24 protein-coding genes are annotated in these 25328 nt (G+C 68.0%); 3 read left to right on the top strand and 21 right to left on the bottom strand.

The window, feature by feature from the left end; genetic code table 11:
• Window positions 1–266: 266 nt before the first annotated feature.
• The 10 genes from rpmG to ACILR9_RS20490 all read right to left on the bottom strand — a co-directional run bounded on the left by rpmG (window position 267) and on the right by ACILR9_RS20490 (window position 13583).
• Complete coding sequence (gene rpmG / locus ACILR9_RS20445; RefSeq protein ID WP_395711807.1) at window positions 267–434, bottom strand: 50S ribosomal protein L33; 168 nt, start codon at window positions 432–434, stop codon at window positions 267–269.
• 105 nt (window positions 435–539) lie between these two features.
• Window positions 540–2090 (bottom strand): S41 family peptidase, encoded by a 1551-nt coding sequence (locus ACILR9_RS20450; protein ID WP_395711808.1) that lies wholly within the window; start codon window positions 2088–2090, stop codon window positions 540–542.
• An 85-nt stretch (window positions 2091–2175) separates the two neighbouring features.
• Window positions 2176–2577 carry a DUF983 domain-containing protein gene (locus ACILR9_RS20455; protein ID WP_395711809.1) on the bottom strand — a complete coding sequence of 134 codons (402 nt, stop codon included), beginning with the start codon at window positions 2575–2577 and terminating at the stop codon, window positions 2176–2178.
• Window positions 2578–2599: 22 nt separating this feature from the next.
• A complete protein-coding gene (gene rnr, locus ACILR9_RS20460; RefSeq protein WP_395711810.1) occupies window positions 2600–4870 on the bottom strand; it encodes a ribonuclease R in 2271 nt (756 codons plus the stop codon).
• Window positions 4863–7559, bottom strand: coding sequence for a type I DNA topoisomerase (gene topA / locus ACILR9_RS20465; RefSeq protein WP_395711811.1), 2697 nt, complete (start codon window positions 7557–7559; stop codon window positions 4863–4865). The genes rnr and topA overlap by 8 nt, the downstream gene beginning before the upstream one ends.
• Before the next feature lie 51 nt (window positions 7560–7610).
• Window positions 7611–8666: a DNA-processing protein DprA gene (dprA, locus tag ACILR9_RS20470; protein WP_395711812.1), complete on the bottom strand. Its 1056-nt coding sequence runs from the start codon at window positions 8664–8666 to the stop codon at window positions 7611–7613.
• A gap of 52 nt (window positions 8667–8718) precedes the next feature.
• A complete protein-coding gene (locus ACILR9_RS20475; RefSeq protein WP_395711813.1) occupies window positions 8719–9639 on the bottom strand; it encodes an ABC transporter permease in 921 nt (306 codons plus the stop codon).
• Complete coding sequence (locus tag ACILR9_RS20480) at window positions 9636–10811, bottom strand: MFS transporter (RefSeq protein WP_395711814.1); 1176 nt, start codon at window positions 10809–10811, stop codon at window positions 9636–9638. The genes ACILR9_RS20475 and ACILR9_RS20480 overlap by 4 nt, the downstream gene beginning before the upstream one ends.
• Before the next feature lie 3 nt (window positions 10812–10814).
• Window positions 10815–11843 (bottom strand): ABC transporter permease, encoded by a 1029-nt coding sequence (locus ACILR9_RS20485; protein WP_395711815.1) that lies wholly within the window; start codon window positions 11841–11843, stop codon window positions 10815–10817.
• Between the two features lie 159 nt (window positions 11844–12002).
• Window positions 12003–13583 carry an ABC transporter substrate-binding protein gene (locus tag ACILR9_RS20490; protein ID WP_395711816.1) on the bottom strand — a complete coding sequence of 527 codons (1581 nt, stop codon included), beginning with the start codon at window positions 13581–13583 and terminating at the stop codon, window positions 12003–12005.
• Window positions 13584–13663: 80 nt separating this feature from the next.
• Between ACILR9_RS20490 and ACILR9_RS20495 the strand changes: the two genes are divergently transcribed.
• Window positions 13664–14347, top strand: coding sequence for a GNAT family N-acetyltransferase (locus tag ACILR9_RS20495; protein WP_395711817.1), 684 nt, complete (start codon window positions 13664–13666; stop codon window positions 14345–14347).
• Between the two features lie 187 nt (window positions 14348–14534).
• Here the strand turns inward: ACILR9_RS20495 and plsY are convergent, their stop codons facing one another.
• The 6 genes from plsY to ACILR9_RS20525 all read right to left on the bottom strand — a co-directional run bounded on the left by plsY (window position 14535) and on the right by ACILR9_RS20525 (window position 19967).
• Window positions 14535–15143 (bottom strand): glycerol-3-phosphate 1-O-acyltransferase PlsY, encoded by a 609-nt coding sequence (plsY, locus tag ACILR9_RS20500; RefSeq protein WP_395711818.1) that lies wholly within the window; start codon window positions 15141–15143, stop codon window positions 14535–14537.
• Between the two features lie 4 nt (window positions 15144–15147).
• On the bottom strand, window positions 15148–15957 hold the full coding sequence (locus tag ACILR9_RS20505; protein ID WP_395711819.1) for a hypothetical protein: 810 nt from the start codon (window positions 15955–15957) through the stop codon (window positions 15148–15150).
• An 87-nt stretch (window positions 15958–16044) separates the two neighbouring features.
• Window positions 16045–17394 carry a dihydroorotase gene (gene pyrC / locus ACILR9_RS20510; RefSeq protein ID WP_395711820.1) on the bottom strand — a complete coding sequence of 450 codons (1350 nt, stop codon included), beginning with the start codon at window positions 17392–17394 and terminating at the stop codon, window positions 16045–16047.
• A complete protein-coding gene (locus tag ACILR9_RS20515) occupies window positions 17391–18359 on the bottom strand; it encodes an aspartate carbamoyltransferase catalytic subunit (protein WP_395711821.1) in 969 nt (322 codons plus the stop codon). Before ACILR9_RS20515 ends, pyrC begins: the two co-directional genes overlap by 4 nt.
• A complete protein-coding gene (locus ACILR9_RS20520; protein ID WP_395711822.1) occupies window positions 18292–18750 on the bottom strand; it encodes an isochorismatase family protein in 459 nt (152 codons plus the stop codon). The genes ACILR9_RS20515 and ACILR9_RS20520 overlap by 68 nt, the downstream gene beginning before the upstream one ends.
• On the bottom strand, window positions 18747–19967 hold the full coding sequence (locus ACILR9_RS20525; RefSeq protein ID WP_395711823.1) for a citrate/2-methylcitrate synthase: 1221 nt from the start codon (window positions 19965–19967) through the stop codon (window positions 18747–18749). Before ACILR9_RS20525 ends, ACILR9_RS20520 begins: the two co-directional genes overlap by 4 nt.
• A gap of 84 nt (window positions 19968–20051) precedes the next feature.
• On the opposite strand from ACILR9_RS20525, the gene ACILR9_RS20530 reads away from it, so the two are divergent.
• Window positions 20052–21152, top strand: coding sequence for a citrate synthase/methylcitrate synthase (locus tag ACILR9_RS20530; protein WP_395711824.1), 1101 nt, complete (start codon window positions 20052–20054; stop codon window positions 21150–21152).
• A gap of 185 nt (window positions 21153–21337) precedes the next feature.
• Here the strand turns inward: ACILR9_RS20530 and ACILR9_RS20535 are convergent, their stop codons facing one another.
• The 5 genes from ACILR9_RS20535 to ACILR9_RS20555 all read right to left on the bottom strand — a co-directional run bounded on the left by ACILR9_RS20535 (window position 21338) and on the right by ACILR9_RS20555 (window position 24617).
• On the bottom strand, window positions 21338–21892 hold the full coding sequence (locus ACILR9_RS20535; RefSeq protein WP_395711825.1) for a hypothetical protein: 555 nt from the start codon (window positions 21890–21892) through the stop codon (window positions 21338–21340).
• Complete coding sequence (locus ACILR9_RS20540; protein WP_395711826.1) at window positions 21889–22470, bottom strand: YceI family protein; 582 nt, start codon at window positions 22468–22470, stop codon at window positions 21889–21891. Before ACILR9_RS20540 ends, ACILR9_RS20535 begins: the two co-directional genes overlap by 4 nt.
• Window positions 22470–23018, bottom strand: a complete 549-nt coding sequence (locus ACILR9_RS20545; RefSeq protein ID WP_395711827.1) for a cytochrome b — start codon at window positions 23016–23018, stop codon at window positions 22470–22472. The genes ACILR9_RS20540 and ACILR9_RS20545 overlap by 1 nt, the downstream gene beginning before the upstream one ends.
• Window positions 23019–23158: 140 nt before the next feature.
• The gene (locus tag ACILR9_RS20550; RefSeq protein WP_395711828.1) at window positions 23159–23734 is read right to left on the bottom strand and encodes a YceI family protein; all 576 of its coding nucleotides are present in this window, start codon (window positions 23732–23734) and stop codon (window positions 23159–23161) included.
• Entirely contained in the window at window positions 23718–24617 is a 900-nt protein-coding gene (locus tag ACILR9_RS20555; protein WP_395711829.1) for a phytanoyl-CoA dioxygenase family protein, read from the bottom strand. The genes ACILR9_RS20550 and ACILR9_RS20555 overlap by 17 nt, the downstream gene beginning before the upstream one ends.
• Before the next feature lie 44 nt (window positions 24618–24661).
• Between ACILR9_RS20555 and ACILR9_RS20560 the strand changes: the two genes are divergently transcribed.
• Complete coding sequence (locus tag ACILR9_RS20560) at window positions 24662–25294, top strand: TIGR02466 family protein (protein ID WP_395711830.1); 633 nt, start codon at window positions 24662–24664, stop codon at window positions 25292–25294.
• The last annotated feature ends 34 nt before the right edge of the window (window positions 25295–25328 follow it).

The following is a 25328-nucleotide window of genomic DNA, read 5'->3' on the forward strand; positions in this document are numbered from 1 at the left end:
GTGATGACGTCGTGACCGGTCGGCCTCGCCTGCCGGTCACCTCGCTCGCTGCCGCCCGCACTGCGCCTACAGTCCATCACTGTAGATTTCTTCATGCCTCTAAAACCCACGCCTGAAAAAGCACAGTTGCTCCGTCGCCGAAGACGGCGACACCTCCCCAAGCTACGCTTAGGGAGGAAAATGAGTAGAGCGCCCATATATGGGAATGGGCAACGAAAAAGCCGCCCGGGCGGGCGGCTTTGGCGTTTCGGCGGCGGAGTGCCGGATTACTTGATCTTCGATTCCTTGAAGACGACGTGCTTGCGCACGACCGGGTCGTACTTCTTGAGCTCGAGCTTCTCGGTCTTGGTCCGCGGGTTCTTCTTGGTGACGTAGAAGAAGCCGGTATCGGCGCTCGAGATCATCTTGATCAGGATAGTGTTGGGCTTGGCCATGTCTCAGTCCTTCAAGCCCCCGAGGGGCGAATTCGCAGGAGGAGGCAAACTAGTCACGGACGGCCCGGTGTCAAGCGCTCCGATGGGGCCAATCCCAGGGGGCTGTCAGCGGGCCTGCGCCTGCTGGGTCGCGGCTTGCACGGCGTGCGCATAAAGCGCGCGGTCGCGCAGCAGGCGGACGGCGATCTCCACGTCGCGATCCGGAGTGTTGTCGCCGGGAGGGCAGATCTTGCGCAGGTCGACGACTTCCTGATGGGTCGGATTGCGCAAGGCATGCCAGCGCATCAACGTCCCTTGGCCGGAATCGACCGAGGCCGGGCCGAGCTGGCCGATATCGCCGACCTTGGCGGTGCAGATGTTGGGCAGCACGCCCAGCTCGTTCCAAGTATAGCCCGAGGGGGCCTGGAGGCGCGACCAGGTCAGGATCAGTTCGCCCTCGTTGGGCAGGCGCACCACGGTCTGCACCGTGCCCTTGCCATAGCTGGTCGTGCCGACGACGACCGCGCGTCCGCGATCCTGCAGGGCGGCTGCCACGATCTCCGCCGCCGAGGCCGAGCCGCCGTTCATCAGGACGACAATCGGCATGTCGGCATTCTTGGCTCCGTTCGAGCTCTTGTAGGTGCGACGGCTTTCGGGATGGCGCCCCTGGGTCGAGAAGATCGTGCCGTCGCCGATGAACAGCTCCGAAACCGACTGGGCCTGGTCGAGCAGGCCGCCACGGTTGGAGCGCATGTCGATGATCAGCCCGAGCATGTCGCGGCCGATCTCGGCGCGCGCCTTGTCGATGGCGGCCCTGAGGTTGTCCGTGGTCGCGCTGTTGAAGCCCGTCAGGTGGATCCAGGCGACGTCGCCGCGGCGTTCGTAGGTGACAGTCGTCGGGATGATGCGGCTGCGCTTCATCGACAGGACGAGCTCGGCGCCCTGGGAGGGGCGAAGGACCGTCATGGCAACCGGTGCGCCGACGGCGCCGCGCAACCGGGCGACGACGTCGCTCAGCGGGCGCTCGACCATCGATTCGCCTTCGATCGCCAGGATCTGATCGCCCGGCTGCACGCCGGCCTTGGCGGCGGGCGAGCCCTCCTGCACGGCGCGGATCAGGATACGCTTGTCCTCGGCACGCTCGATGGTGATGCCAATGCCGCCGCCGCCGTCACGCTGGAAGCGGTTGTCGCGCGCCTCTTCCGGGTCGGCATAGCGGCTGTTGCGGTCGAGCTGCTTGGTGGTTGCCGCCATGGCTTCGCGAATCACCGTCTGCCGGTCGGAATGCTGCAAGGCTGACGAGGCGTCGAGGGACCCGGCCATCAGCTCGGCCAGCATGGTGCCCCACGCCCGGCCATCCGCCTGATCGCTCGGCACCGGACGGGTCAGGATCTCGCGGCCGTCGCGCCGGACCGTGAAGGACGTCGGCGTGCTTTCCAGTGACAGCGACGGGTCGCCGGCGGCAAACCCGCGATAGGTCTCGGCCGAGATGGTCCGAAAATTGGGCTCAAACAGATGGCGATCACCGATCGCACGATAGGCCTGCAGAACGACGCGCTCGATGTTGACATCGGGCCCCGTCGAGGCGCTAGCGCCGGACGATTGCGGCGCGTCGGTCGCGGTCGCGCAGGAGGCGACCAGAGAGGCAGCGTAAAGGGCGCTGACCGCACGCGGCAACGCCCGTCGCAGAAAAGGGAAAAGGTGCACTTCCATACCCACAGCCGTCTGACAATACCACAGGGTGCTGATGGCCGGCCACGCTTTAAGAAGGATCGACGCTCCCGGCCGAGGGCTTCGACCCTTGAATTCCGTGCACCCACAGGAGCGCGATGACGCTGCCCTTGATGTGCGGCAGCAGATAGAGCGCCAGCACAACCGACAGGGGCAGCCACAACAGGGCGTGAAACCATAGCGGCGGCTGCTGGCCATAGCGTTCGAGCAGGAGGACCATCGGCACGACGATGTGACCGACGACCAGAATGGTGAAATAGGCGGGCGCGTCGTCAGCCCGGAAAGGCTGCAGGACCAGGGCGCAGCGCGTGCACTGGTTGGTCATTTTCAAGAAGCCGTCGAACAGCGCACCAGCCCCGCAACGGGGGCATCTGCCACGCCAGCCGCGCAGCAACGCCGTCCACAATTCGACCCGGGCCCTTCCTCCATTCATCGCCGCACAATGGGCGCAGCGCTCAGTTTCGTCGTCGCGACCGTTTGTCCTGACGCTCTCCACGGTACGCGACCGGACGCCGCGGCTTGCCTTGTTTCTGCCGGAACCCTCGACCGCCGGTTGGCAGAGCGCTGCGGTCGACGCGTTCGATGACGTCGACGATCTCGAACAGCAGCCCGCCGGTCGCGACGTCGGCGTCGGCGAGCTTGAGCTGCAGCCGATCGCCGAGCCCGTAGGTTTCGCCGGTCCGTTCGCCGACCAGGACCTGGCGCCCTTCGTCATGGCGGAAGAATTCCTGGCCGAGCGAGCGGATCGGGATCAGGCCGTCGGCGCCGGTGGCGTCGAGCGACGCGAACAGGCCAAAACGGGTGACGCTGGTGACCCGGCCAGGGAAGGTGGCGCCGACATGGGTCGCCATATAAGCGGCAACATAACGGTCCATGGCCGCGCGCTCGGCAGCGACGGCACGGCGCTCGCACATCGACAGGTGCTCGCCGAACTCGGCGAAGCGGCCCTTGTCGGCCTCCGGCAGGCCGCCCTCGCCCAGCCCGAAGGCGGCGATCAGGGCGCGGTGGACGACCAGGTCGGGGTAGCGCCGGATCGGCGAGGTGAAATGGGCGTAGCGCGCCAGGGCGAGGCCGAAATGGCCGAGATTGTCGGGGCTGTAGACCGCCTGGCTCTGGCTGCGCAGCACGGTCTCGTTGACCAGGCGGGCGATCGGCTTGTCCTCGACGGCCTTCAATACGCGCTCGATGTCGGCCGGCCGCAGCCGTGGCCCGGGCGCCAAGGCGAGGCCGAGCGTGCCCAGAAACTCGCGCAATGCCTCGAGCTTGGCCGCGTCGGGCTGGTCGTGGACACGGTAGAGGCAGGGAGTGCGTCGCTGCTCGAGGGCCTGGGCGGCCGCGACGTTGGCCAGCACCATGAACTCCTCGATCAGCCGGTGGCTGTCGAGGCGCACCCGCACGCCGATCTCGGCGATGCGGCCGTTCGGCGCCAGCGTGACCTGCCGCTCGGGCAGGTCGAGATCGAGCGCGCCGCGTTTCTGGCGTGCCTCGAGGAGGACCCGGAAGGCGCCGTAGAGCGGCCGGATCGCCTGCTCCATCAGGGGCGCGATTTCCGGATCGGGGCTGCCGTCCATGGCACGCTGGACCCTGTTGTAGGTGAGGCGGGCGGCCGACCGCATCATGGCGCGATGGAAGCGATGGCGCTTGAGCTGGCCCTCGGCGTCGATCCACATCTCGACCGCCAGCACCGGCCGGTCCTCGCCCGGCACCAGCGAGCACCAGTGGTTGGACAGCGCCTCGGGCAGCATCGGTACGACCCGGTCGGGGAAGTAGACCGACGTGCCGCGGCGATAGGCGGCGTGGTCGAGCGGCTTGTCGGGGCGGACGTACCAGGCGACGTCGGCAATCGCGACCACCAGCCGCCAGCCGCCGGGATGGTCGGGATCGACCTCGGCGAACACCGCGTCGTCGAAGTCGCGGGCATCCTCGCCATCGATGGTGACCAGCGGCGTGCCGCGCAGGTCGAGCCGGTGCCCGAGCGGTGCGGCGCGGGCGCGCTCGGCCTCGGCGACGGCGGCGGCCGGGAAGTCGACGGGAATGTCGTTGGCGGCGATGGCGATCAGGCTGACGGTGCGCGGATCGCTCATTGCGCCGATCCGTTCGAGCACCCGGGCGCGTCGTGCCAGGGAACCGCCGGTCGCCTCGACCCAGACGATGTCGCCCGGCTGGGCGCCGTTCTTGTCGGCCGGCCGGACGTCGAAGCTGCTGCGCAGCTTGCGGTCGGTGGGGGTGACCAGGCCAAGGCCGTTGCGCCCGTCGGGTTCCTCGTAGAGGCCGAGGATCTTCCTTGGGCCGCTGCCCAGCCGCCGGATGACGCGCGCTTCGTAGCTCGTCTTGCCGCGCCGCTTGAGATTGGCCAGCACGCGGTCACCGACCGCCGGCGCCGGACCGCCGCGCGTCGCAACCTGGGCCACCTCTATGTGCGGCGGCGGCCCGTCCTTCGCTTCGTCGTGACGCAATGGCAGGGCGATCAGGTGGCCGTCGTCGTCGACCCGCACGATCTCCAGAACCGCGACGTCGGCCAGCGCCCCGGGATCGCGAAACGTCTTGGCGCGATCGGCGGCGATATCGCCCGAATCGCGCAGGTCGCGCAGCATTTCCTTGAGCGCGATGCGCTGGTCGCCCTTGAGACCCCAGGCACGGGCGATCTCGCGCTTGCCGACCGGCGTGGCGCTCTCGCGGATGAAAGCCAGCAGCTCGTCGCGGGTCGGGACGGTGCCCTTAGCCATCTGTTCCGGTGCGGGAAGGCGCGTCGCCCTTCGCCTTGGGGGCAGCCTTGCGCTTGGGCGCGGCCTTCTTCTTGGCCTTGGCAACCTTCGGCGCTGCCTCGTTGGTGTTGGCTGCGGCGCCATTGGCCTGCTTCTTTCGTCCGCGCGCCGGACGGCCGCCACCCTTGGCAGCCCGCTCCGCCAGCAGGGCCACCGCCTGGTCGAGCGTCAGGCTGGCGGGATCGGTGCCGTTGGGGACGGTGGCGTTGATGCCGCCGTGCTTGACGTAGGGGCCGTAGCGGCCGTCGTAGAGCTCGACCGGAGCGTCGTCGGCCGGATGGTTGCCGACGACGCGAACCGGCTTGACGGCGGCGCGGCCGCGCGCGGCGCTCTTGGCCTCGGCGAGCAGCGCCACGGCGCGGTTCATGCCGATATCCAGCACGCTCTCGTCGGCCGGGATGGTCTTGTACTTGGTGCCGTGCTTGACGTAGGGGCCGAAACGGCCGACGCCGGCCAGGATCGGCTCGCCGTCGTCGGGGTGAGCCCCGAGTTCGCGTGGCAGGGCGAGCAAGGCGAGTGCCCGCTCGAGCGTGACGTCGTCCGGCGTCATGCCTTTGAGCAGCGATTGCCGGCGCGGCTTCTCCTTGCCCTCGGATTCGCCCAGCTGGACGTAGAGGCCGTACGGCCCGTTGCGCAGGGTGACCGGCTTGCCGGTCACCGGATCGATGCCGAGGATCTTCGGCCCGTCGAGGTTGGCGCCACTCGCGGCGTCGGCCTCGGCGTCGACGATGCCGAGCTTGCGGGTAAAGCGGCACTCCGGATAGTTCGAGCAGCCGATGAAGGCGCCGAACTTGCCGAGCTTCAGGCCGAGTCGGCCGTTGGCGCAGGACGGGCAGTCGCGCGGGCTCTTGCCCTCGCCATTGTCGTTGGCCGGGAAGAAATGGGGACCGAGCTCCTCGTCGAGCCTGTCGAGCACTTCCTTGACGCGCAGCTCCTTGGTCTCGCCGACGGCGGCGGAGAAGGCCGTCCAGAACTCGCGCAGCACCTGGCGCCAGTCGATCTTGCCGTCCGAGATCTCGTCGAGCTCTTCCTCGAGATGGGCGGTGAAGTTGTATTCGACGTAGCGCGGGAAATAGGTCTGCAGGAAGGAGGTGACGATGCGGCCGCGATCCTCCGGCACGAAGCGCTTGCGGTCGATCCGGACGTAGCTCCGCTTCTGCAGCACCTCAATGATGCTGGCATAGGTCGAGGGCCGGCCGATGCCGAGCTCCTCCAGCTTCTTGACCAGGCTGGCCTCGGAGTAGCGCGGCGGCGGCTCGGTGAAATGCTGCTCGGGAAGGATGTCGCGGCGGTCGAGCGCCTCGTCGGGCACGACGTCGGGCAGGATGGTGCTGGCCTCGTCGTCGTCGCTCTTGTCGTCGCGGCCCTCGTCGTACAGCGTCAGGAAGCCGTTGAACTTGATCACCGAGCCGGTGGCGCGCAGCTGGATGGTCTTGTCGCCGCTGGCGATATCGACCGTCACCTGGTCGAGCACGGCGCTTTCCATCTGGCTGGCGACGGTGCGCTTCCAGATCAGCTCGTAAAGCCCGAGCTGGTCGCGGTCGAGGTAGGGCGCAACGTCCTGCGGCGTGCGGAACAGGTCGGTCGGACGGATCGCCTCGTGCGCCTCCTGGGCGTTCTTGGCCTTGGAGGAATAGACGCGCGGCTTCTCCGGCACGTAGGCAGCGCCGTACTTGCTTTCGATCAACTGGCGGGTCTGGCCGATCGCTTCGGGCGCCAGCTGGACGCCGTCGGTGCGCATGTAGGTAATCAGGCCGACCGTTTCGCCGCCGATATCGACTCCTTCATAGAGCCGCTGGGCGATGCGCATGGCGGCAGCGGCGCCCAGCCCGAGCTTGCGCGACGCCTCCTGCTGCAGGGTCGAGGTGATGAAGGGCGGCGGCGGATTGCGCTTTACCTGGCGGCGGTCGACCGACAGCACCGAGAAGGCGCGCCGCTCGATCTCGCGCCTGGCCTGCTCGGCCCGCTCCTGCGTGTCGAGGTCGAAGCGATCGAGCTTGCGGCCGTCGAGATGGGTCAGGCGGGCCTTCAGCGTCTGCTGCTTGGCCGTGCCGAACAGCACGTCGACGGTCCAGTATTCGCGGGTCTTGAAGACCTCGATCTCGGCCTCGCGCTCGCAGATCAGGCGCAGCGCCACCGACTGGACGCGACCGGCCGAGCGGCTGCCCGGCAGCTTGCGCCAAAGCACCGGCGAGAGGGTGAAGCCCACCAGGTAGTCGAGGGCGCGGCGCGCCATGTAGGCGTCGATCAGCGGCTGGTCGAGGTCGCGCGGATGGGCGACCGCCGTCAGGACCGACTGCTTGGTGATGGCGTTGAAGGTGACGCGCTTGACGTCGACGCCCTCGAGCGCCTTCTTGCGCTTCAGCACGTCGCGGACATGCCAGGAGATCGCCTCGCCCTCGCGGTCGGGGTCGGTCGCGAGATAGAGCTTGCTGCCGCTGCTGATCGCCTTGGCGATGGCGTCGAGCCGCTTCTGGGACTGGGCATCGACCTCCCAGTCCATGGCGAAATCCTCGTCCGGCCGTACCGACCCATCCTTGGCCGGCAGGTCGCGCACATGGCCGTACGAGGCCAGCACGGTGTAGCCGGGGCCGAGATACTTACCAATGGTCTTTGCCTTGGCCGGGGACTCGACGACCAGCACGTCCATCGTCGAAACATGCTCCAGTATGACATCATGGACCGGAGCTAAATCACTGAATTAAATCAGAGATACGCGGTTACCCCGGTGCCGTTCCAGGCGGCCCTCCAGCTCCAGGGCCAGCAGGACCTCCGCCATGGCGGCGGCGGACACTTGGCATCGGCGCACCAGTTCGTCAACCGCGGTGGGTACCGACCCGAGGGCGGCGAGGACCTTGGCGACGCCCGGTTCGGCCCGCTTTCGACCTGATTCGCCAAGGGGTTGGGATGCAATGGCCGGTCGTTCCAGGGCGCGCAGAATATCGTTCGCATGCCGCACCAGAATGGCCCCATCATGAATAAGGCTATTCGATCCGTCGTAGTGCGGGTCGGCCGGCGACCCCGGGAGGACGAAGACGTCACGCCCCTGCTCGGCGGCCAGGCGGGCGGTGATCATCGAGCCCGAACGGGCCGCCGCTTCGATCACGACGACGCCGGACGACAGGCCGCTGACAATGCGGTTGCGGCGTGGAAAGGAGCGGGCGACCGGGGGAATGCCCCACGGCATCTCGCTGAGCAGCAGGCCGCCCCGGGCGATGTCGGCGTGCAGGCGGGCGTTCTGCAACGGGTAGATCTGGTCGATCCCGCCGGCCAGGACCGCCACGGTGCCGGTGGCGAGGGCGGCGCTGTGCGCCGCCGCATCGATGCCGCGCGCCAGGCCGGAAGCGACGACGAAGCCCGCTGCGCCTATGCCTGACGCGAGTTCCGCGGCGAGGCGGCAGCCGGCAAGCGACGCCTCGCGAGCGCCGACCATGGCCAGCGCCGGCCGGGCGAGCAGCCCGAGGTCGCCGATGGCGGAGAGGACAGGCGGAGCGTCGGGGATTGCCGCCAGGGCCTGCGGATAGGCCCGGTCCCCGATCACCAGGAACTGGCCGCCGGCGCGGCGGAGGTTGGCTTCCTCGCGGGCGATTTCGGCTTCAGGCGCGGCGGCGACCTCGGCGCAGGCGCGCCTCGCCGAACCGAAATGCTGTAGGGCATGGTGGAACAGGACGGGGCCGATGCGGGCGCTGCGCGCCAGTCGGAGGCGGGCGCGGCGCTCCGCCGGGCTGAGCTCGGGGGCATGAGGACCGTCGAACATGGGTCCGAGTCTAGGCGCGAACTGAAACTCTGTAAATCGACTTTAAGTTGTGTCAGCGCAGCTTGGGATTGAGGGCGTCGCGCAGCCAGTCGCCCAGCAGGTTCACGGCCAGGGAGAGGATGACCAGGGCCAGCGCCGGGAAGATCGCGATCCACCATTCGCCGGAGAACAGGAAGGCGTTGCCGATGCGGATCAGCGTGCCGAGCGACGGCTGGGTGGCCGGCATGCCGACGCCGAGATAGGACAGCGACGCTTCGGCGATGATGGCCAGCGCCAGCTCGATCGTGGCGATCACCAGCACAGGCCCCCAGGCGTTGGGCAGGACATGGGCCAGCGCAATGCGCGCCCCGGGTACGCCGATGATGCGCGCGGCATTGACGTAGTCCTTGTTCTTCTCGGCCAGCGTCGTGGCTCGCGTGACGCGCGCGAATTGCGGCCAATAGGCGAAGCCGATCGACAGCACCAGCACCCAGATGGCGATCTCGTCGTGCACGTTCTTGGGCAGCACGACGCGGGCGACGCCGTCGAGCGTAAGCGCGATCAGGATGGCCGGCACGGTGAGCTGGATGTCGGCGAGCCGCATCACCACCGCCTCCGTCCAGCCGCCGCGGAAGCCGGCCATCAGGCCGAGCAACACGCCGGTCGTGACCGACAGCACGATGGCCGCCAGCCCGATCATCAGCGATACCCGGCTGCCGTAGAGAATGGCCGACAGCACGTCGCGTCCCTGGTTGTCGGTGCCCAGCAGGTGCTTGGCGTCGCCCCCTTCGGCCCAGGCCGGCGGCGTGAAGGCATCCATCAGGTTGAGCGACTTCACGTCGAACGGGTCGTAGGGCGCCACCCAGGGCGCCAGGATCGCACCAGCGAAATACACGGCGGTCACGACGGCCGCGATGACCGTGATGGGCGAGCTGCGGAAGCTCCACCAGATGTCCGAGTCGCGCAGCCGCGCGAAGGTGCTGGTGTCGCTCACGCCATGCTCTTCCGCGGCCGGCACAGCAGGGCGCCGACAGCGCCGGCCGTCGCCAGCGCGGCGCCGAGGAAGGCGAATCCTTCGAAGCCCACCCATCCGATCATCACCGCCCCCAGGGCGGCAGCGCCCATCCAGCCGACGCTTGCCGATGCACCATTGAGCCCCAGCACCGTGCCGCGCACGTCGTCGGGCACGGCCGCTAGGGACGCCATGTAGGATGGCCGACCCAGCGCATTCAGCAACACGTAGATGAAGCCCAGGACGACGGTTGTCTCCATGCTGGGATGCCACAGGAAAAGGGCGACGCAGGCGATCCCCGAAAGCGCCATGGCGATCGCAAAGGTGGCGAGGCGGTCGCGCACCCGGTCGGCGAGCTGGCCGCCCAGGATGGTGCCGGCAACGTTGCCGATGGCAAAGATCGCCAGCGGCAGGGCGACCTGGACCAGGCCGAGCCGATAGGTCGCCTGCAGAAAGGTGGCGAAGTAGACGGCGGCCAACCCATAGCAGATGCGCTCGGCGATGCCGGTTGCGAGCAGGCCGAGAACCTGGCGCGACAGCGCGGCGTGAAAGGGTTTCCGGACCATGCCGCGGGCGTGACCGGCCGAGCCACGCCCCACGGTGGCGAACAGGCTGAGGCTGGCGGCCAGCGATACGCCACCCATGCACCAGAACCAGCCGCGCCAGCCGACCAGGGAGCCCACCGCGGCCGCCATCGGGATGCCGACCAGCAGCGTGAGCGACTGGCCGCTCATCACCCAGCCGAGGGCGCGGCCACGCTGCTTGTCGGGGACGTGGGCCGACACCTCGGCGAAGATCGTGCCGGTGAAGGCGCCGGCGCAGGCGCCGCCGACCGCCGACCAGACCGCCACCCAGAAGAACGAGCCGGCGAGTGCCTGGGCGAACAGCGAGAGCCCGAGCGCGAACAGGGCGGCGACCAGGACGACGCGGCGCCCGATACGGTCCGACAGCCAGCCGGCCACAGCCGAGGTCAGTCCCCAGGTCACCGAGGTCAGCGACACGAGATTGGCGACCAGCGGCATCGACACGTCGAGATCGTGCGCCATGTCGAGCAGGAAGGGCGCCCGCGTGGTGCCGCTCGACGACGCGGCGAACGAACCGAAGCAGGCGGCAGCGATCAGCGCCCACGGGAGCGCGGCGGCAGCTTTGGACATCGATCAGCCGCCGGCGGTGCCGAGCTGGGCGCGGTCGAGCCGCAGCCGCGGGTCGATCGCGGCATAGAGCAGGTCGACGAAGAAATTGATGGTCACGAACAGCAGGGAGACCATCACCAGGTAGGCCGCCATCACCGGGATATCCGCAAACTGCACCGACTGGATGAAGAGCTGACCCATGCCCGGCCACTGGAAAACTGTCTCGGTGATGATCGAGAAGGCGATCAACCCGCCGACCTGGATACCTATCACGGTGATGACCGGCAGCAGCGTGTTCTTCAATGCATGGCGGAAATGCACCGTGCGATCGGTGAGGCCGCGGGCGCGCGCGAACTTGATGTAGTCGGTACGCAGCACCTCGAGCATCTGCGAGCGCACCAGCCGCAACACCAGTGTCATCTGGAACAGCGACAGCGTGAAGGCGGGCAGCACGATCGCCTTGAGGCCGGCCGCCGTCAGCAGGCCCGAGCTCCAGCCGCCTACCTGCACCGTGGTGCCACGGCCGAACGACGGGAAGCACCAATCGGCCGGCAGGCCGATCGCCGGCGCCCAGCTCTTGCATTCCACCGAGAAGACGTAGATCAGCAGGATGCCGATCACGAAAGTCGGCATCGCCACGCCGGCCAGCGAGAAGGTCATGATGGCGGTGCTGTCGATGCTGCGGCGGCGCAGGGCCGTCAGCACGCCGAGCGGAATGCCCATGGCGAGCGCCAGCACGGCGGCGACGAGTACCAGCTCGAGCGTCGCCGGCATGCGCTCGACGATCAGGTCGGAAACCGGGCGTGCGAGCCGGTAGCTCTTGCCGAAATTGCCTGATGCGGCGTTGCCGAGGAAGCGGGCGAACTGGACGACGACGGAATCCTCGAGCCCGAGCTCGTGGCGCATCTCGGCGCGCTCGGCCGGCGAGGCCTCCTGGCCCACCATGTTGTTCACCGGGTCGCCCACGAAATTGAACAGCACGAAGCACAGGAACGACACCGCCAGCATCACGGCGAGCGATTGCAGGAGACGCGAGACGACGAAGGCGAGCATCAGGCCTCTTTTCCTCCCCACGCAGTGGGGAGGTGTCGCCGTCTTACGGCGACGGAGGGGTCATGAATCATGGGGCCCGCTGCCTCTTGTGACTCATGACCCCTCCGCCCGGTAAGACCGGGCACCTCCCCAGCGAAGCTGGGGAGGAGACAAGAGCCCTCACTTGATCGTCGAGTATTTGAAGTTGGGCGAGTCGTTGGCGAAGATCGGGATCGTCACCTTGTCGCTCATCGCCCAGACGATCAGCTGATGATGCAGCGGCAGGTAGGGCATGTCGGCGACGGCGAGCGCCCATGCCTCGGCGATCATCTTGTCGCGCTTGGCCTGGTCGACCTCCTTCAGCATGGCGTCGCTCAGCTCGTCCATGCGCGGATTGCTGTAGCCGGTGTAGTTCCAGCCGCCGACCTTCTTGGCCGCGTTGTTGGTCTGGTACAGGAAGGTGAAGACGTAATGCGAATCGAGGGTCGGCACGCCCCAGCCGAGCAGGTACAGGCTCGAGTCGGATTTCTGCAGCTTGGGGAAGTGCAGGGTCTTGGAGCGAGCCTGCAGGTCGACCTTGATGCCGATCTGGGCCAGCATCGCCGTCACCGCCTGGCAGATCTGCTCATCGTTGTTGTAGCGGTCGTTGGGGCAGTCGAGCGTCACCGAGAAGCCATTGGGATAGCCGGCCTCGGCCATCAGCTTCTTGGCGGCGGCGACGTCGTACTTCAGGCGCTGGTCCAGTTCCTTGGTGTAGCCATGCACCCCCGGCGAGGTCACGAGGCCGGCCGGCGCCGCGAAGTTGCGCATCACCTTGGCCTTGATCGCAGCCATGTCGATCGCCTGGTACATCGCCTGACGCACGCGCTTGTCGGCGAACGGGTTCTTGCCCTTGACGTCGGAGTATTTCAGTTCCTTGGATCCGACGTCGAGGCCGAGGAAGATCGAGCGCACCTGCGCGGTCTCCTCGGTCTTGAGCCCGGCCGTCTGCTTGATGCGGGCAATGTCCTGCAGCGGCGCGTCGAGCACGAAATCAACCTGGCCCGAGATCAGCGCGGCGACACGCGTCGCCGGCTCCTTGACCGGCGTGTAGACCAATTCGTCGGGATAGTTGGGAAACTCCTTGGCGCCCCAGTAGGTCGGGTTCTTGACCATCACGGTGCGCACGTCGGGATCGCGCTGCTTCACCGTGAACGGGCCGGTACCCATGGCATTGCGCACCGCGTAGGTCTCTTCCTTGTCCTTGTAGCTCTGCGGCTTGACGACGTTGTGCTTCTCCGCCCACGCCTTGGACATGATCAGGATCGATGTCGTGTAGTCGGGCAGGATCGGGTTGGGCCCGTTGGTGATGATGTGCACTGTCAGCGGGTCGACTGCCTTCACTTCCTTGATCGAGGAGATGTAGGCACGGAAATCGGAGGTCGGCGCCAGCGCCCGCTGATAGCTGAAGACCACATCGTCGGCGGTGAAGGACGTGCCGTCGCTGAACTTGACGTCGGGCCGCAGCTTGAACTCCCAGACCTCGGAGGCGATCGGTTTCCACGACAGCGCCAGCCCGGGAACCTTGCTCAGCGACGGATCGCGGCTGATCAGGGCCTCGTAGACGTGCAAGTTCATGGCCGTGGTCGGCCCTTCGTTCTGCGCATGCGGGTCGAGCGTCAGGGCATCGCCCTGGCTGGCCCAGCGCAAGGTCTTGGCGTCGGCCAGCGAGGCCACGCTGAGGGCGGCCGCGACGAGGACGGCCAAACGAGCAACGAACATGGCCATTGCCTCCTGCATAGATTGTGAGGCCGACCCTAACGAGCGGTCGGGTTCCGATCAATGATCGGTTGGACCGGTCGATGCCCGACGCCCATCGATGGCGCGTCGACGGCGGCCGGCAACGTCGCCAGACTGTCGCCATGGACCCCAAGCTGACGACACGCGAGCTCACGTCCGATCTGTGGCTCGATCTGGAAGCGCTGTTCGGCAGCAACGGCGCCTGCGGCGGCTGCTGGTGCATGTTCTGGCGCCAGGCGCGCGGCGAGGACTGGTCGGAGATAAAGGGCGCGGTGAACAAGCGCCGCTTCCGCGCCCTGGTCGAGGAGGACCGCGCCCACGGCGTTCTGGCGTACGTCGACGGGGTACCGGTCGGTTGGGCGGCCTTCGATCGGCGGCGCGAGCTCGGCAAGCTCGATCGCGCGCCGTCGCTCGCCTGCGACGATGCCGACCGGGTGTGGTCGCTGCCCTGCTTCTTCGTCAAGGCGGGCCATCGCCGGCAGGGTGTCGCCTCGGCCCTGATCGCGGCTGCGGTCGCCGCGGTGCGGCGGCGCGGCGGTACCGTGGTCGAGGCCTACCCGGTACGCCCGGGCAAGTTCGGTAAATCCATCCCGGCGGCCTTCGCCTACACCGGAACGATCCCGATGTTCGAGGCGGCCGGCTTCCAGCCGGTGGGCGAGCGCGACCGCGGCAAGCAGCGCATGCGGCTGAAGGAGAAAGAGGCGGCAGGTGCCGGTCGCCGGGCGCGGAACTCTTCGTCGGCTTGACGATTGTCGCTGTTCGTCCACCACGGCGTCGGCAGCGAGGATGGCAGCCCCGACGGCAATACGCGACTGCGCTGATCAAGGATTCATCGCTCGGAGCGTGCCACTCCGTGGCGCTCATGGGATGTGTGATCTAAAGAGAAGAGCGTCACGGCGTAGCACGCTCCCGGCGCATGACGTCCTCTTCTGACTACGCCGCCGGCTTGGCGTGTTGGCCGATCTTGGTCTCGGTGCCGTTCAGCAGGCGGCCGATGTTCTCGTGGTGACGCACCCAGACCAGCGGCACCAGCAGCGTGAGCAGCGTCGCCGCGCGCGGGTCGGTCAGGAACCAGGCGGCGATCGCGGCCATCACGACGCTCAACAAGGCGGCCAGCGAGGAATAGCGGAACAGGGCGGCGAACAGCAGCCAGGCAGCGCAGGCGATGGCGCCAACCGGCCAGGAGAGGCCCCACATGATGCCGAGCGTCGTCGCCACGCCCTTGCCGCCCTTGAACGAGAGCCACACCGGGAACATGTGGCCGATCACGGCGCCGGCGGCCGCGCCGACGGCGGCGAGCTGGCCGATCTGGTCGGCGATCAGCACGGCCACCACGCCCTTCAGCGCATCGAGCAGCAGAGTCGCAGCAGCCAAGCCCTTGCGGCCAGTGCGCAGGACATTGGTCGCGCCGATGTTGCCGGAGCCAACCTTGCGGATGTCGCCCAGCCCGGCGGCCCGCGTGAGCAGCAGGCCGAACGGGATCGAGCCCAGCAGGTAGCCGAGCAGGAACGGTGCCAGCAGGACGATCAGCGTGGAGGCCATCGGCTCACGGGCTCAGGAGCTTGCAGTTGCTCGAATCGACGTAAGTGGTGGTGGGCGGTCCGATCAGCTCGGCAGTGATCTGCTCGCCCGGCTGGATCATGACCGGTCCGAGATAGTCGGTGCCGACCGGGCGGCCGGCATTCATGAAGGTGCATTCCGCCTGCGTGTTGACCGCCCGCGGCGTGTTCGAGGTGAGCGTCACCGTGACCTGCCAGTAGCGGGTCGGCCCATAGGTCAGGTTGGCGGCGCCCAGGGTCACCAGAGGTTGAGGGCTCGAGGCGCTGGGAATGGGCCGCGCGCCCGACCGGCGCATGCTGGTCTGCGGCCGCGGGCCGGCTTGTCCGGGCTGGGGCGTCATCGCCGTGCGCGGGTCGAACGCGGCATCGGGATCGCGTGCGACGCCAGGCGTCTGTGGCAGGGTCGCCGTGCCGCCGCCGGGAACCGCCAGAGGCTGCGGCTGGGGCGCCAGCGGTGTCGGCGTGGGGGGCGTCGGCGTCAAGGGCTGCGGCGTGAGCGGCGCGCTGCTGATCGAGGTACCGGTGGTTGGCTGGGGTTGCGGTTGTGGCGGCGTCTGGGGCTGAGCCTGAAGCGGCGTCGGCGTTACCGCCGGCTGTGGCGACACTCCACCGACCTGGGTCTGCAGGCGATCGTAGCAGGACAGGCGCTGCTGGGTTTCGGTGATCTCGGCGCAGATCTGGATGTGCCGCGTCAGCGCATCGAGCAGGTCGTCGCGCGATTGGCCGCGCTGCTGGGCATGGCTCGCGCCGGCGGCGGCCGCCGTTGCGGCGACGAGAAGGAGAGAGGTCTTGAGCATGGGAAGGCCCTTGCGGAAGCGACGGTCGGGACGCCGCCGACAATACCAGACGAAATGGCGGATTGGAGGCGGTTTTCCGGGCAGCGATCAGGCCGCGCGGGCGGCTGTGACAAAGCTGTCGTCGCGGTAGATCGTCCGGCCGCCGACGATGGTGGCCATGACGCGGCCCTGCACCGGCCGCTCGTCGAACGGCGAATTCTTGGTCTTGCTCCACAGCTCGTCGCGATCGACCCGCCAAGCATGGTCGGCATTGAAGACGACGAGGTCGGCTGGCGCACCCTTGGCAAGCTTGCCGCCGGGCAGGCCGAACAGCCGGGCCGGCGTGCTCGACAGCAGGCGGAACAGGTGCGGCAGGGTGAGGTAGCCGTTGTGCACCAGCTCGAGCGAGATCGGCAGCAGCGTCTCGAGCCCGATGCCGCCCGGCTCGGCCTGGGCGAACGGCACGCGCTTGCTATCCTGGTCCTGCGGCCGGTGGTCAGAAACGATGGCGTCGATGGTGCCGTCGCGCAGGCCTTCGACGACGGCCAGCCGGTCCTTCTCGGCGCGCAGCGGCGGCACCAGCTTGCCGAAGGTTCGGTAGTCGCCGACCGCGAGATCGTTCAGCGCGAAATAGGGTGCGGCGGTGTCGCAGGTGATGCGCAGGCCGCGCGCCTTGGCGGCGGCGATGGCGGCGACCGATTCGGCGGTCGAGATCTTGGTGAGATGGATCCGTCCGCCCGACATCTCGGCCAGCCGGATGTCGCGCTCGACCATCATGACCTCGGCGAGCGGCGGATTGCCCGCGAGACCGAGCCGCGTCGCCATCTCGCCGCTGGTCATCACGCCGCCCGACAGCGTCGGCTCCTGCGGCAGGTGAACGATCAGCGCGTCGAACGCCTTGGCGTAGTAGAGTGCGCGGCGCATCACCTGGGCGTTGCCGACCGCATGATCGGCATCGGTGAAGGCCACTGCGCCGGCTTCGGCCAGCAGGCCCATCTCGGCCAGCTCCTTGCCTTCCAGCCCGACGGTCAGGGCGCCATAGGCGTACATGTTGGTGAGCCTGATCTGGCGGGCGCGCCGGGCGACGAACTCGATCAGCGAGGCGTCGTCGAATGGCGGCTCGTTGTCGGGCAGCAGCACCATCGAGGTGATGCCGCCCACGGCGGCGGCGGCGCCGGCGCTCTTGAGTGTCTCCTTGTGCTCCTCGCCCGGCTCGCCGGTGTGGACGCGCGTATCCACGAGGCCGGGGGCGAGGCGCAGGCCGCGGCAGTCGATCGACTGGATGCCGTAGGGCGCGCCCGAGGCGAACAGCTGGGGGCCGTAATCGGCGATCTTGCCGTCGCTGATCAGGACGGCGCCGTGATACTCGGCATCGCCCAGGGGATCGACGATGTGGGCGTTGATGTAGGCGGTCGACCCGCTGTGCTGCGGCGCGCCGGGATCGATGGCGCCGCTCATGCCGCCGCTCCCGCGAGCGCGTTGCGGCGCCCGCCGATCAGCGTGTCGAGGCAGGCCATGCGCACGGCCACGCCCATCTCGACCTGCTCGTGGATGACCGAGCGGTCGATGTCGTCGGCGACTTCCGAATCGATCTCGACGCCGCGATTCATCGGGCCGGGATGCATGATCAGCGCGTCGGGCTTGGCGACCTCGAGCTTCTCGTGATCGAGGCCGAAAAAGCGGAAATACTCGCTGATCGACGGCACGAAGGAGCCCTGCATGCGCTCGGTCTGCAGGCGCAGCATCATCACGATGTCGACGTCGCGCAGGCCGGTCTTCATGCTGTAGTGGACCTCGACGCCCATCCGCTCGATGTCGGTCGGCATCAGGGTGGGCGGGCCGACCACGCGCACGCGCGCACCCATGATCTGCAGCAGATGGATGTTCGAACGCGCGACCCTGCTGTGCAGGATGTCGCCGCAGATCGCTACCAGGAGACCCTGCAGGCTGCCGCGCCGGCGGCGGATGGTGAGCGCGTCGAGCAGCGCCTGCGTCGGATGCTCGTGTTGGCCGTCGCCGCCGTTGATGACCGCGCAGTTGACCTTCTGCGACAGCAGATTGACGGCGCCCGATTCGCTGTGCCGCACGACGATGGCGTCGGGCCGCATGGCGTTCAGCGTCATCGCCGTGTCGAGCAGGGTCTCGCCTTTTCGCACCGACGATGTGGCGACATCCATGTTGATCACGTCGGCGCCCAACCGTTTGGCGGCGACCTCGAAGCTGGTGCGCGTGCGTGTCGAGTTCTCGAAGAAGAGATTGATCACGGTGCGCCCCGACAACAGGTCACGCCTTTTGTCGAGGGATCGATTTTGGTCGATATAGCTTTCGGAAAGGTCGAGCAGACCCGAAATCGTTTCAGGCGCAAGACCTTCGATGCCGAGAAGATGGGGCAACCTCGGCACGCCCGCCCATTTTGTTGTCACTAAAGCGTGACGTTAAGCACGCCCGCGCCGCGCCCGCAAGGCGACGGTTTGGTGGATAACAACCCGCCCGGTGATGATCAGCCGGTCGATCGATTGCGCACGCAGGAACGCCTCGAGCGGGGGTATCGAGAAACGAATCGCAGGCTTGCTTGTGGATGACGGCGTCGGCGGGTCGGACATCGAGCGCCGAGAGGAAGCGGGATCCGGGGGAGTCCGGATGATAGGGATCGCCCGGCGGCTCGTCGTGTTGGATGAAGACCACCGTGCCCGTCGACCGCACTGCGTTGGCCAGCCGGTTCATTCTGCCGATGAGGCCCGTCACGTCATGCCAGGGCGGCGAGCCTCCGAACGGACCTTGCTGCATGTCGATGACAATCAGGGCATGTCTCATGGCGGACCGGCCTCGGCTCCAGGACGCGGACCCGTATAGCGGGCGCGCGGCCGGATCAAGGCGCCATGTGCCGCCTGCTCGAGCGCATGCGCGATCCAGCCGACGCTGCGCCCGAGGAGGAAGAGTGCCAGCGCCGAGTCCTTGGGCAGGCCGAGCACGCGCTCGACCGTCACGGTCGCGAAGTCGACATTGGCGGGCCGGTCGATCAGCCGCTCGACCGCGGCGGCCAGCCGCTCGGCGAAGGCGAGCTCGGCGGAGCGCGGCATCGCCTCGCGCAGCAGGGCGAACAGCGTCGCGGCGCGGACGTCGCCGTCGGGATAGAGCTGATGACCGAAGCCAGGGATGTAAATGCGATCGCGCAGCCGGCGGGCCAGCTCGGCGTCGAGGTCGGAAGCCTTGCTCAGATCGTCGAACAGCGTCGACACGCGGCGCGTCAGGCCGCCGTGCCGCGGTCCGTTCAGGGCGGCCAGGCCGGCCATGGTGGCGCCGTAGAGATTGGCGCCGGTCGACGCCACGACGCGGGCGGCGAAGGCCGAGGCGTTGAACTCGTGATCGGCCGACAGGACCAGCGCCGCCCGCAGCAGCGGCGCGCGCGCGTCGGGCACGCGCCACGCCGCCGCGAGCTGCTCGTGCACCGGCCGCGGCGACAGCGGCTGCGCGGTGACGGCGGCGGCGAGCAGCCGCATCACCCGGACGCCGGTCTCCAGCATCGCCGTGCGGTCCTCCACCCAGCTCGCATGGTCGAGCGCAGCGGCGGCCGGCAGCAGCACCAGGCAGCGGTCGACCGGCGCCAGCGTGGCCGCGGCCAACCAGGCGCGGCGCAGCGGCGTTGAGAGAGGTGGCAGGTTGTCGGCGGCGAAGGGGCTGTCGTGGCACTGCCACAGCAGCTGAGCGACCTCCTCGAGCGAGGCCGTACGGGCGAGCGCACTGGCATCGATGCCGCGGTAGTGCAGGCGGTTGTTCTCGATCAGGGTCAGCGCCGATTCGAGCACCGGGGTGCCGAAATCGAGGGCGTGGTTGGCGATCGATTCGGCCTTGCGGCCGACCTCCCGACGGCGCCGCAGCCGGGCGACATCGTCGGCGCGGTAGCGCCGCTCGCGGCTGCCGTCGAGCGGCTCGGAGCGCAGCAGGCCGCGGCTGACATAGGCATAGAGCGTCGCAGCCGAGACGCCAAGCCGTCGTGCCGCTTCTTTGGAGGTCAGGAATTCGTGAGCCATGTATTGATATTGATCAATATAATCAAGATTGACAATATTTTTTGCTACCGCGACCTTGCCGGCGATCCGAGGAAAGGAATGTCAATGCTGCTGACGCGAGTGGACAGCGGCCTCGACGGGGTGGTCGTGGCCGATACGGTGATGAGCGAGGTCGACGGCGAAGCCGGCCGCCTGATCGTGCGCGGACATGCGATCGAGGAACTGGTGACGACGCGCGGCTTCGAAGGAGTCGCGGCGTTGCTGTGGCAGGGCTACGCCCCTCCCGCGGCAGGCGGCGATGGCGATGTCGCCGCGGCCCGCGACGGGTTGGCGGCGGCGCGCGTACGCGCCTTTGCCGAGGTGCCGAAACTGGTGGCGGCGACGCGCGGCCTCAATCCAGTCGAGGCGCTGCGCGTCGGCGTCGGCATGCTGCCCGACCGCGAGACGACGCCGCATCACTACCTGGTGTGCGGCGCCATGCCGGTGTTTCTCGCCGCCCTTCTCAATGCCGAGAAGGGTCTGCCGCCGATCGCACCCGATCCTGGTCTGTCCACGGCGCAGGATTTGCTGCGCATGATCCGCGGCCAACGGGCCGGCGTCGTCTTCGAGGCGGCGCTCGACACCTATCTCGCCACCATCACCGACCATGGCTTCAACGCCTCGACCTTCACGGCCCGCGTCGTGAGCTCGACCCGGGCCGGGTTGATCTCGGCGGTCCTGGCGGCGCTTTGCGCGCTCAAGGGGCCGCTGCACGGCGGCGCGCCCGGACCGGTGCTCGACATGCTGGACGAAATCGGCGACGCCGCGCGCGCCGAGGCGTGGTTCGCCGAGACCTTCGCCAAGGGCACGCGCCTGATGGGTTTCGGCCATCGCATCTACAAGGTCCGCGACCCGCGCGCCGACGTGCTGAAGAACATCGTCGCCACCCTGCCGTCGACCGCCGGCCGGCTGGCCTACGCCGCCGCCGTCGAGCAGGGCGCGATCGCGGCGCTGCGCAAGTACAAACCGGGCCAGCGGCTCGATACCAATGTCGAGTACTACACGGCGCTCCTGCTCGAGGCGCTGGAGATACCGCGCAGCGCCTTCACCGCGCTGTTCGCGGTCGGCCGCACCGCCGGCTGGTGCGCGCACATCTTCGAGCAGGAGAAGGGCGGCCGCATCATCCGCCCGCAATCCAACTACGTCGGCCCGCGGCCGGAGGCGTGAGGTTCATGCCTGGAAGCGCCTACCGCTATGACCGCGCCGTTGCGCTGAAGGCCTGCGCGGAGCACAAGCGTTGCACCCCGTCGAGATAAGGCCGGCGGCGGCCGCGTGTTCGAAATCCTGTCGTCGCTGGTCGGCTGGAACTGGCGCGACCTCTGCAGGTCTGGTCGGGAAGGCTCCGAGCGGCGTCAGTCCCGCCTGGCCGCCGTACCGCGCCAGGTGCGCGCCCGGGTGCCGGCGGCGTCGAACACCCAGACGATCAGATCGACGCCCGTCGGCGTGAAGCGAGCCGTGAAGTGGCGGCGCCAGAAGCTGCCGTCGGCATGGCTGAACAATGCCTCGGTGCTGAACAGGTCCGCCCGCAGGGTAAGCGTCGCGGAACGCGGCGCCGGTACGGCATTGGCCGAGGCGAGCAAGGCGACGCCGTCGATCAGCGGACCGAAGCACAGGGTTTCGCCGCGCTCGGCAGTCAGCATCGGCCCACCGTCGAGGCGCAACCAGATCACCCCCTCCGAGCCGACGGCGCGAATGTCGAACTGCACGCCGAATGGCGCGCGGTCGTCGTGGTCAAGCCGGGGCGTCTGGGGCGGCGGATAGATGTCCTCGAGCGGGATCGAGCGATAGAATTGCAGCACACCGGCATAGGCTCCGAACCAGTGGGGCCATGGTCCCTCGGCCTCGGCGGGCGTCCACATCGCGAGCGTGACGGCGGCGCCCGCGAGGAGGGGACGCCGCCCGATCATCGCGGCCGGCTCGCGACCACGGTGACGTCGACGGTAACCTCGTTGGAGACTTGGCCGGTGCTGGCCCATTCGTTCTGGCCCACACCGTAGTCGAGTCGCTTCAGGCCCAGGCGGCCGCGTGCCGTGGCGCGCACGCGGCCGGGCTGTGCCGGGTCGTCGACGATGGTCAGAGAGAATGGCAGCACGACGTCGCGGGTCATGTCGCGGATGGTGAGCTTGCCCTGTGCCTCGTAGCGATCGCCGCCTTTGGCCGTGATGTGGGTCGACACGAAGCGGGCTTCGCGAAACTTCAGGACGTCGAGGAAGTTCGGGCCCTTCATCAGGGAATCGACGTCGCGGTTGTTGGTGCTGACCTGCGACATCTCGATCCTGATGTCGATGCGCGCCGCTGCCAGCGCGGCAGGGTCGAGCATGATGGTGCCTGTCCAGGTCGGCAGGCGTCCGCTGACTTGCGCGCCAACCTGGCTGGCGGTGAAGTCGAGCTTGCTGGCACGCGGGTCGATCGCCCACGGATCCTGCGGCCCAGCGAGGGCGGGGGCGGCGAACAGCAGGGCAGCGAGCGCGAGGCAGCGGCGCATCAGGATCCTCCAAAAGGCCACATCCGCCGGAACACGCCATGTCGGCGCACGACGTCATGGTGCACGACGGCCGCGACATGCACCACCAGCAACGAGATCAGGCAGCGCGCCAGGACATGGTGGGTGGTTCGCAGGGTCTCGAACAAGTCCTGCTCGCGCGGAACCAGATCGGGCAGCCGAAGGTAGCCGAACCAAGTGACGCTGACGCCCGCCGCGGAGCTCATCAGCCAGCCGCTCACCGGCATGGCGACGAGCAATCCCAGGAGGGCCCAGTGCGCCATCCGTGCCAGCGCGGCCTGCCAGGGAGCAACCGAATCTGGCAATGGCGGCGGTGGATGGCGCCGGCGCCACGACAGGCGGACGGCGGTGAGCGCCAGCACCACCAGGCCGATCCACTTGTGCCACGCGTAGGCGTAGAGCTTGGTGAAGCCCAGCGGCAGGTCGGTCATCCAAAGCCCGACGCCGAGAAGCCCGATCACCAGGAGCGCGGTGATCCAGTGCAGCGCCTTGGCAGCCGGATGGTGGGTCGGCTCGGCTCGTCCGGTCATGGTCGCCCCAGCGTTCTCGTCAGAGGGCAAATGGGCGACTCTTCGCTGCGCTCAGGATGACAAGAAGTGTGCACGACCCAGCACCACGCCGGACCGCTCAGGCACGCATAGGACACTGAACAAAGGTGCCGCCGCCACGCTCAGCGCCAGGCGTCGGCGGTGATAGAGAGCTCGACGGTGTCGCCCACCATGTCGACATACTTGGTCATGCCGAACTCGGAGCGCTTGATGGTGCCGAAGCCGCGGAAGCGGGCGTAGCGCGAGCCCGGCGCCGCGTCGGGCCGACGGTCGCTCACCGTGACGTCGAGCGTCATCGGCCGCGTGATGCCGCGCAGCGTGATGTTGCCCTCGACCTTCAGGGCATTGTCGCCGGTGCGCTCGATCTTCGTCGACTTGAAGGTCATCTCCGGGAACTTCGCGACGTCGAAGAAGTCGCTGTCCTTCAGCATTACCGTCTGCTGGCTGTCCAGCATCTGGATGCTGCTGGTGTCGATCTCGACCTCGACGCTGCTGCGCGAGACATCGGCTTCGTCGACATTGACCTTGCCGTGCCACTGCTTGAAGCCGCCGGTGGTGCGGAAGATCTTGGAATCGCCGATGCCGAAGTCGATCGAGCCGCGGCCCTGGCCGATCTTGAGCTGATCGGCGGCGTGGGCGGCCGGGCTGGTCAGGGCGAATGCCAGCACCAAGCCCAGGATTTTAGCCGACGCGCGCATGCTCCACCGACAGTTCGACGGGAGGCTCGAAGAACCGCCGGCCGGTACCGCGCTGGTTCTCGTAGATCGAGCCCTGATGGTCGGCAGCGGGCAGGGGCATGCGCACCGGCGCCGAGACCACCCGCGGCTCAATGGTGGGGTCGCCCAGCACCATGCGGCTGTTGAACTCGTCGAAATTGGCGACGCCCATCAGGGGCCAGGCGTCGGCCGCGGTGTATTCGTGCAGCAGCAGGCGGCGCTGGCGGTTGGACTGGTTCAGGGCCGAGCCATGAACGAGGCGCGCATGGTGAATGGTCATTGAACCCGCCGGCCCCATGAGCGGCACGGCCTTGGCGAGGTCGAGCCCGCAGGTCGCAGGGTCCATGGCGCCGCAGAAGCGCCCGCCCGCATGATGATCGAACGTCGGGCCGTGATGGCTTCCCGGCACGACCATCAGCGGGCCGTTGTCGAGATCGCAATCGTCGAGATAGATGCCGGTCGCCAGGACGTCGTCGTTTGTATGGGGATAGAAGGCCCAGTCCTGGTGCCATTCGACCGGCGAGCCGTAGCCCGCCGACTTCATGTTGAGCTTGCCGCCATGCTGGCGGATCGCCGGCCCGAGCAGCTGCGCCAGGATCGACGTGATGGCAGGGTCGCGGACCAGCCGGTGGAAGAACTCGTGGCGCTTGAACAGCGTAGGCTTGAGCCGCCGCACGCGCGGCAATTGGGCACGATGGCTCGGCTCGAGATCATAGAGGTCGTCGCTTTTGTCGATGCCGCGGGCGTCGGCGACGATCCGATCGGTGAGGGCGCGAAGCTCGGCCAGCTGCTCGCCCCGGATCAGGCGGGGGATCACCAGGTAGCCGTCGCGTCGATAGGTTTCGATCTGTCCGTCGGTAAGCATACCGAAGCATAGCACGACGGCCCCGCATCACGGATAATCACGCTATGGCGATCCGTGCCCTATTCCCGACGCTCGTGGCCCAGGAAAAACTCACAGGTTTCGAGCTGGACCGGTTCAACCAGGCGCTCGCCGATGAATGCCGCTCGCTCGCCGCATCAGACCCGGCGGGCCAGCGCTGGTCGGCCGAGCACTATCTCGGCGGCTACACGTCGTACGGCTCGCTCGACCGCCTGCATCTCGTGTCGTCCCTGTTCGCTCAGCTGCGCCGGCGCATCGATCCGCGCGTCAAGGCATTCGCCAGTGCGCTGCATTACGACTTGGCGGGCCGTGCGCTCGTCATGACCGACTGCTGGGTCAACGTGATGGGGACGGGCACCGTCCACTCGATGCATCTCCATCCGTCGTCGTTCATCAGCGGCACCTACTACGTGACCGTGCCCAAGGGCGCCGGTCGCCTGAAGTTCGAGGACCCGCGGCTGTCCCGCCACATGGCGACCCCGCCGCGGCACGCCGACGCGCCGGAACGCTTCCGGGCGTTCGTCAGCGTAGCGGCGCAGGCCGGCGACCTCGTGCTGTTCGAAAGCTGGTTGCGCCATGAGGTGCCGCCGGCACGCTTCTCCGGCGAGCGCATCTCGATTAGCTTCAATTACGCATGGACTGCAAAGGACCGCCGCTGATGCGCCTCGCTCGCCATTTTCTCTGCCTCGCCGC

The organism is Reyranella sp., assembly GCF_044224635.1.
Classification (GTDB): domain Bacteria; phylum Pseudomonadota; class Alphaproteobacteria; order Reyranellales; family Reyranellaceae; genus Reyranella.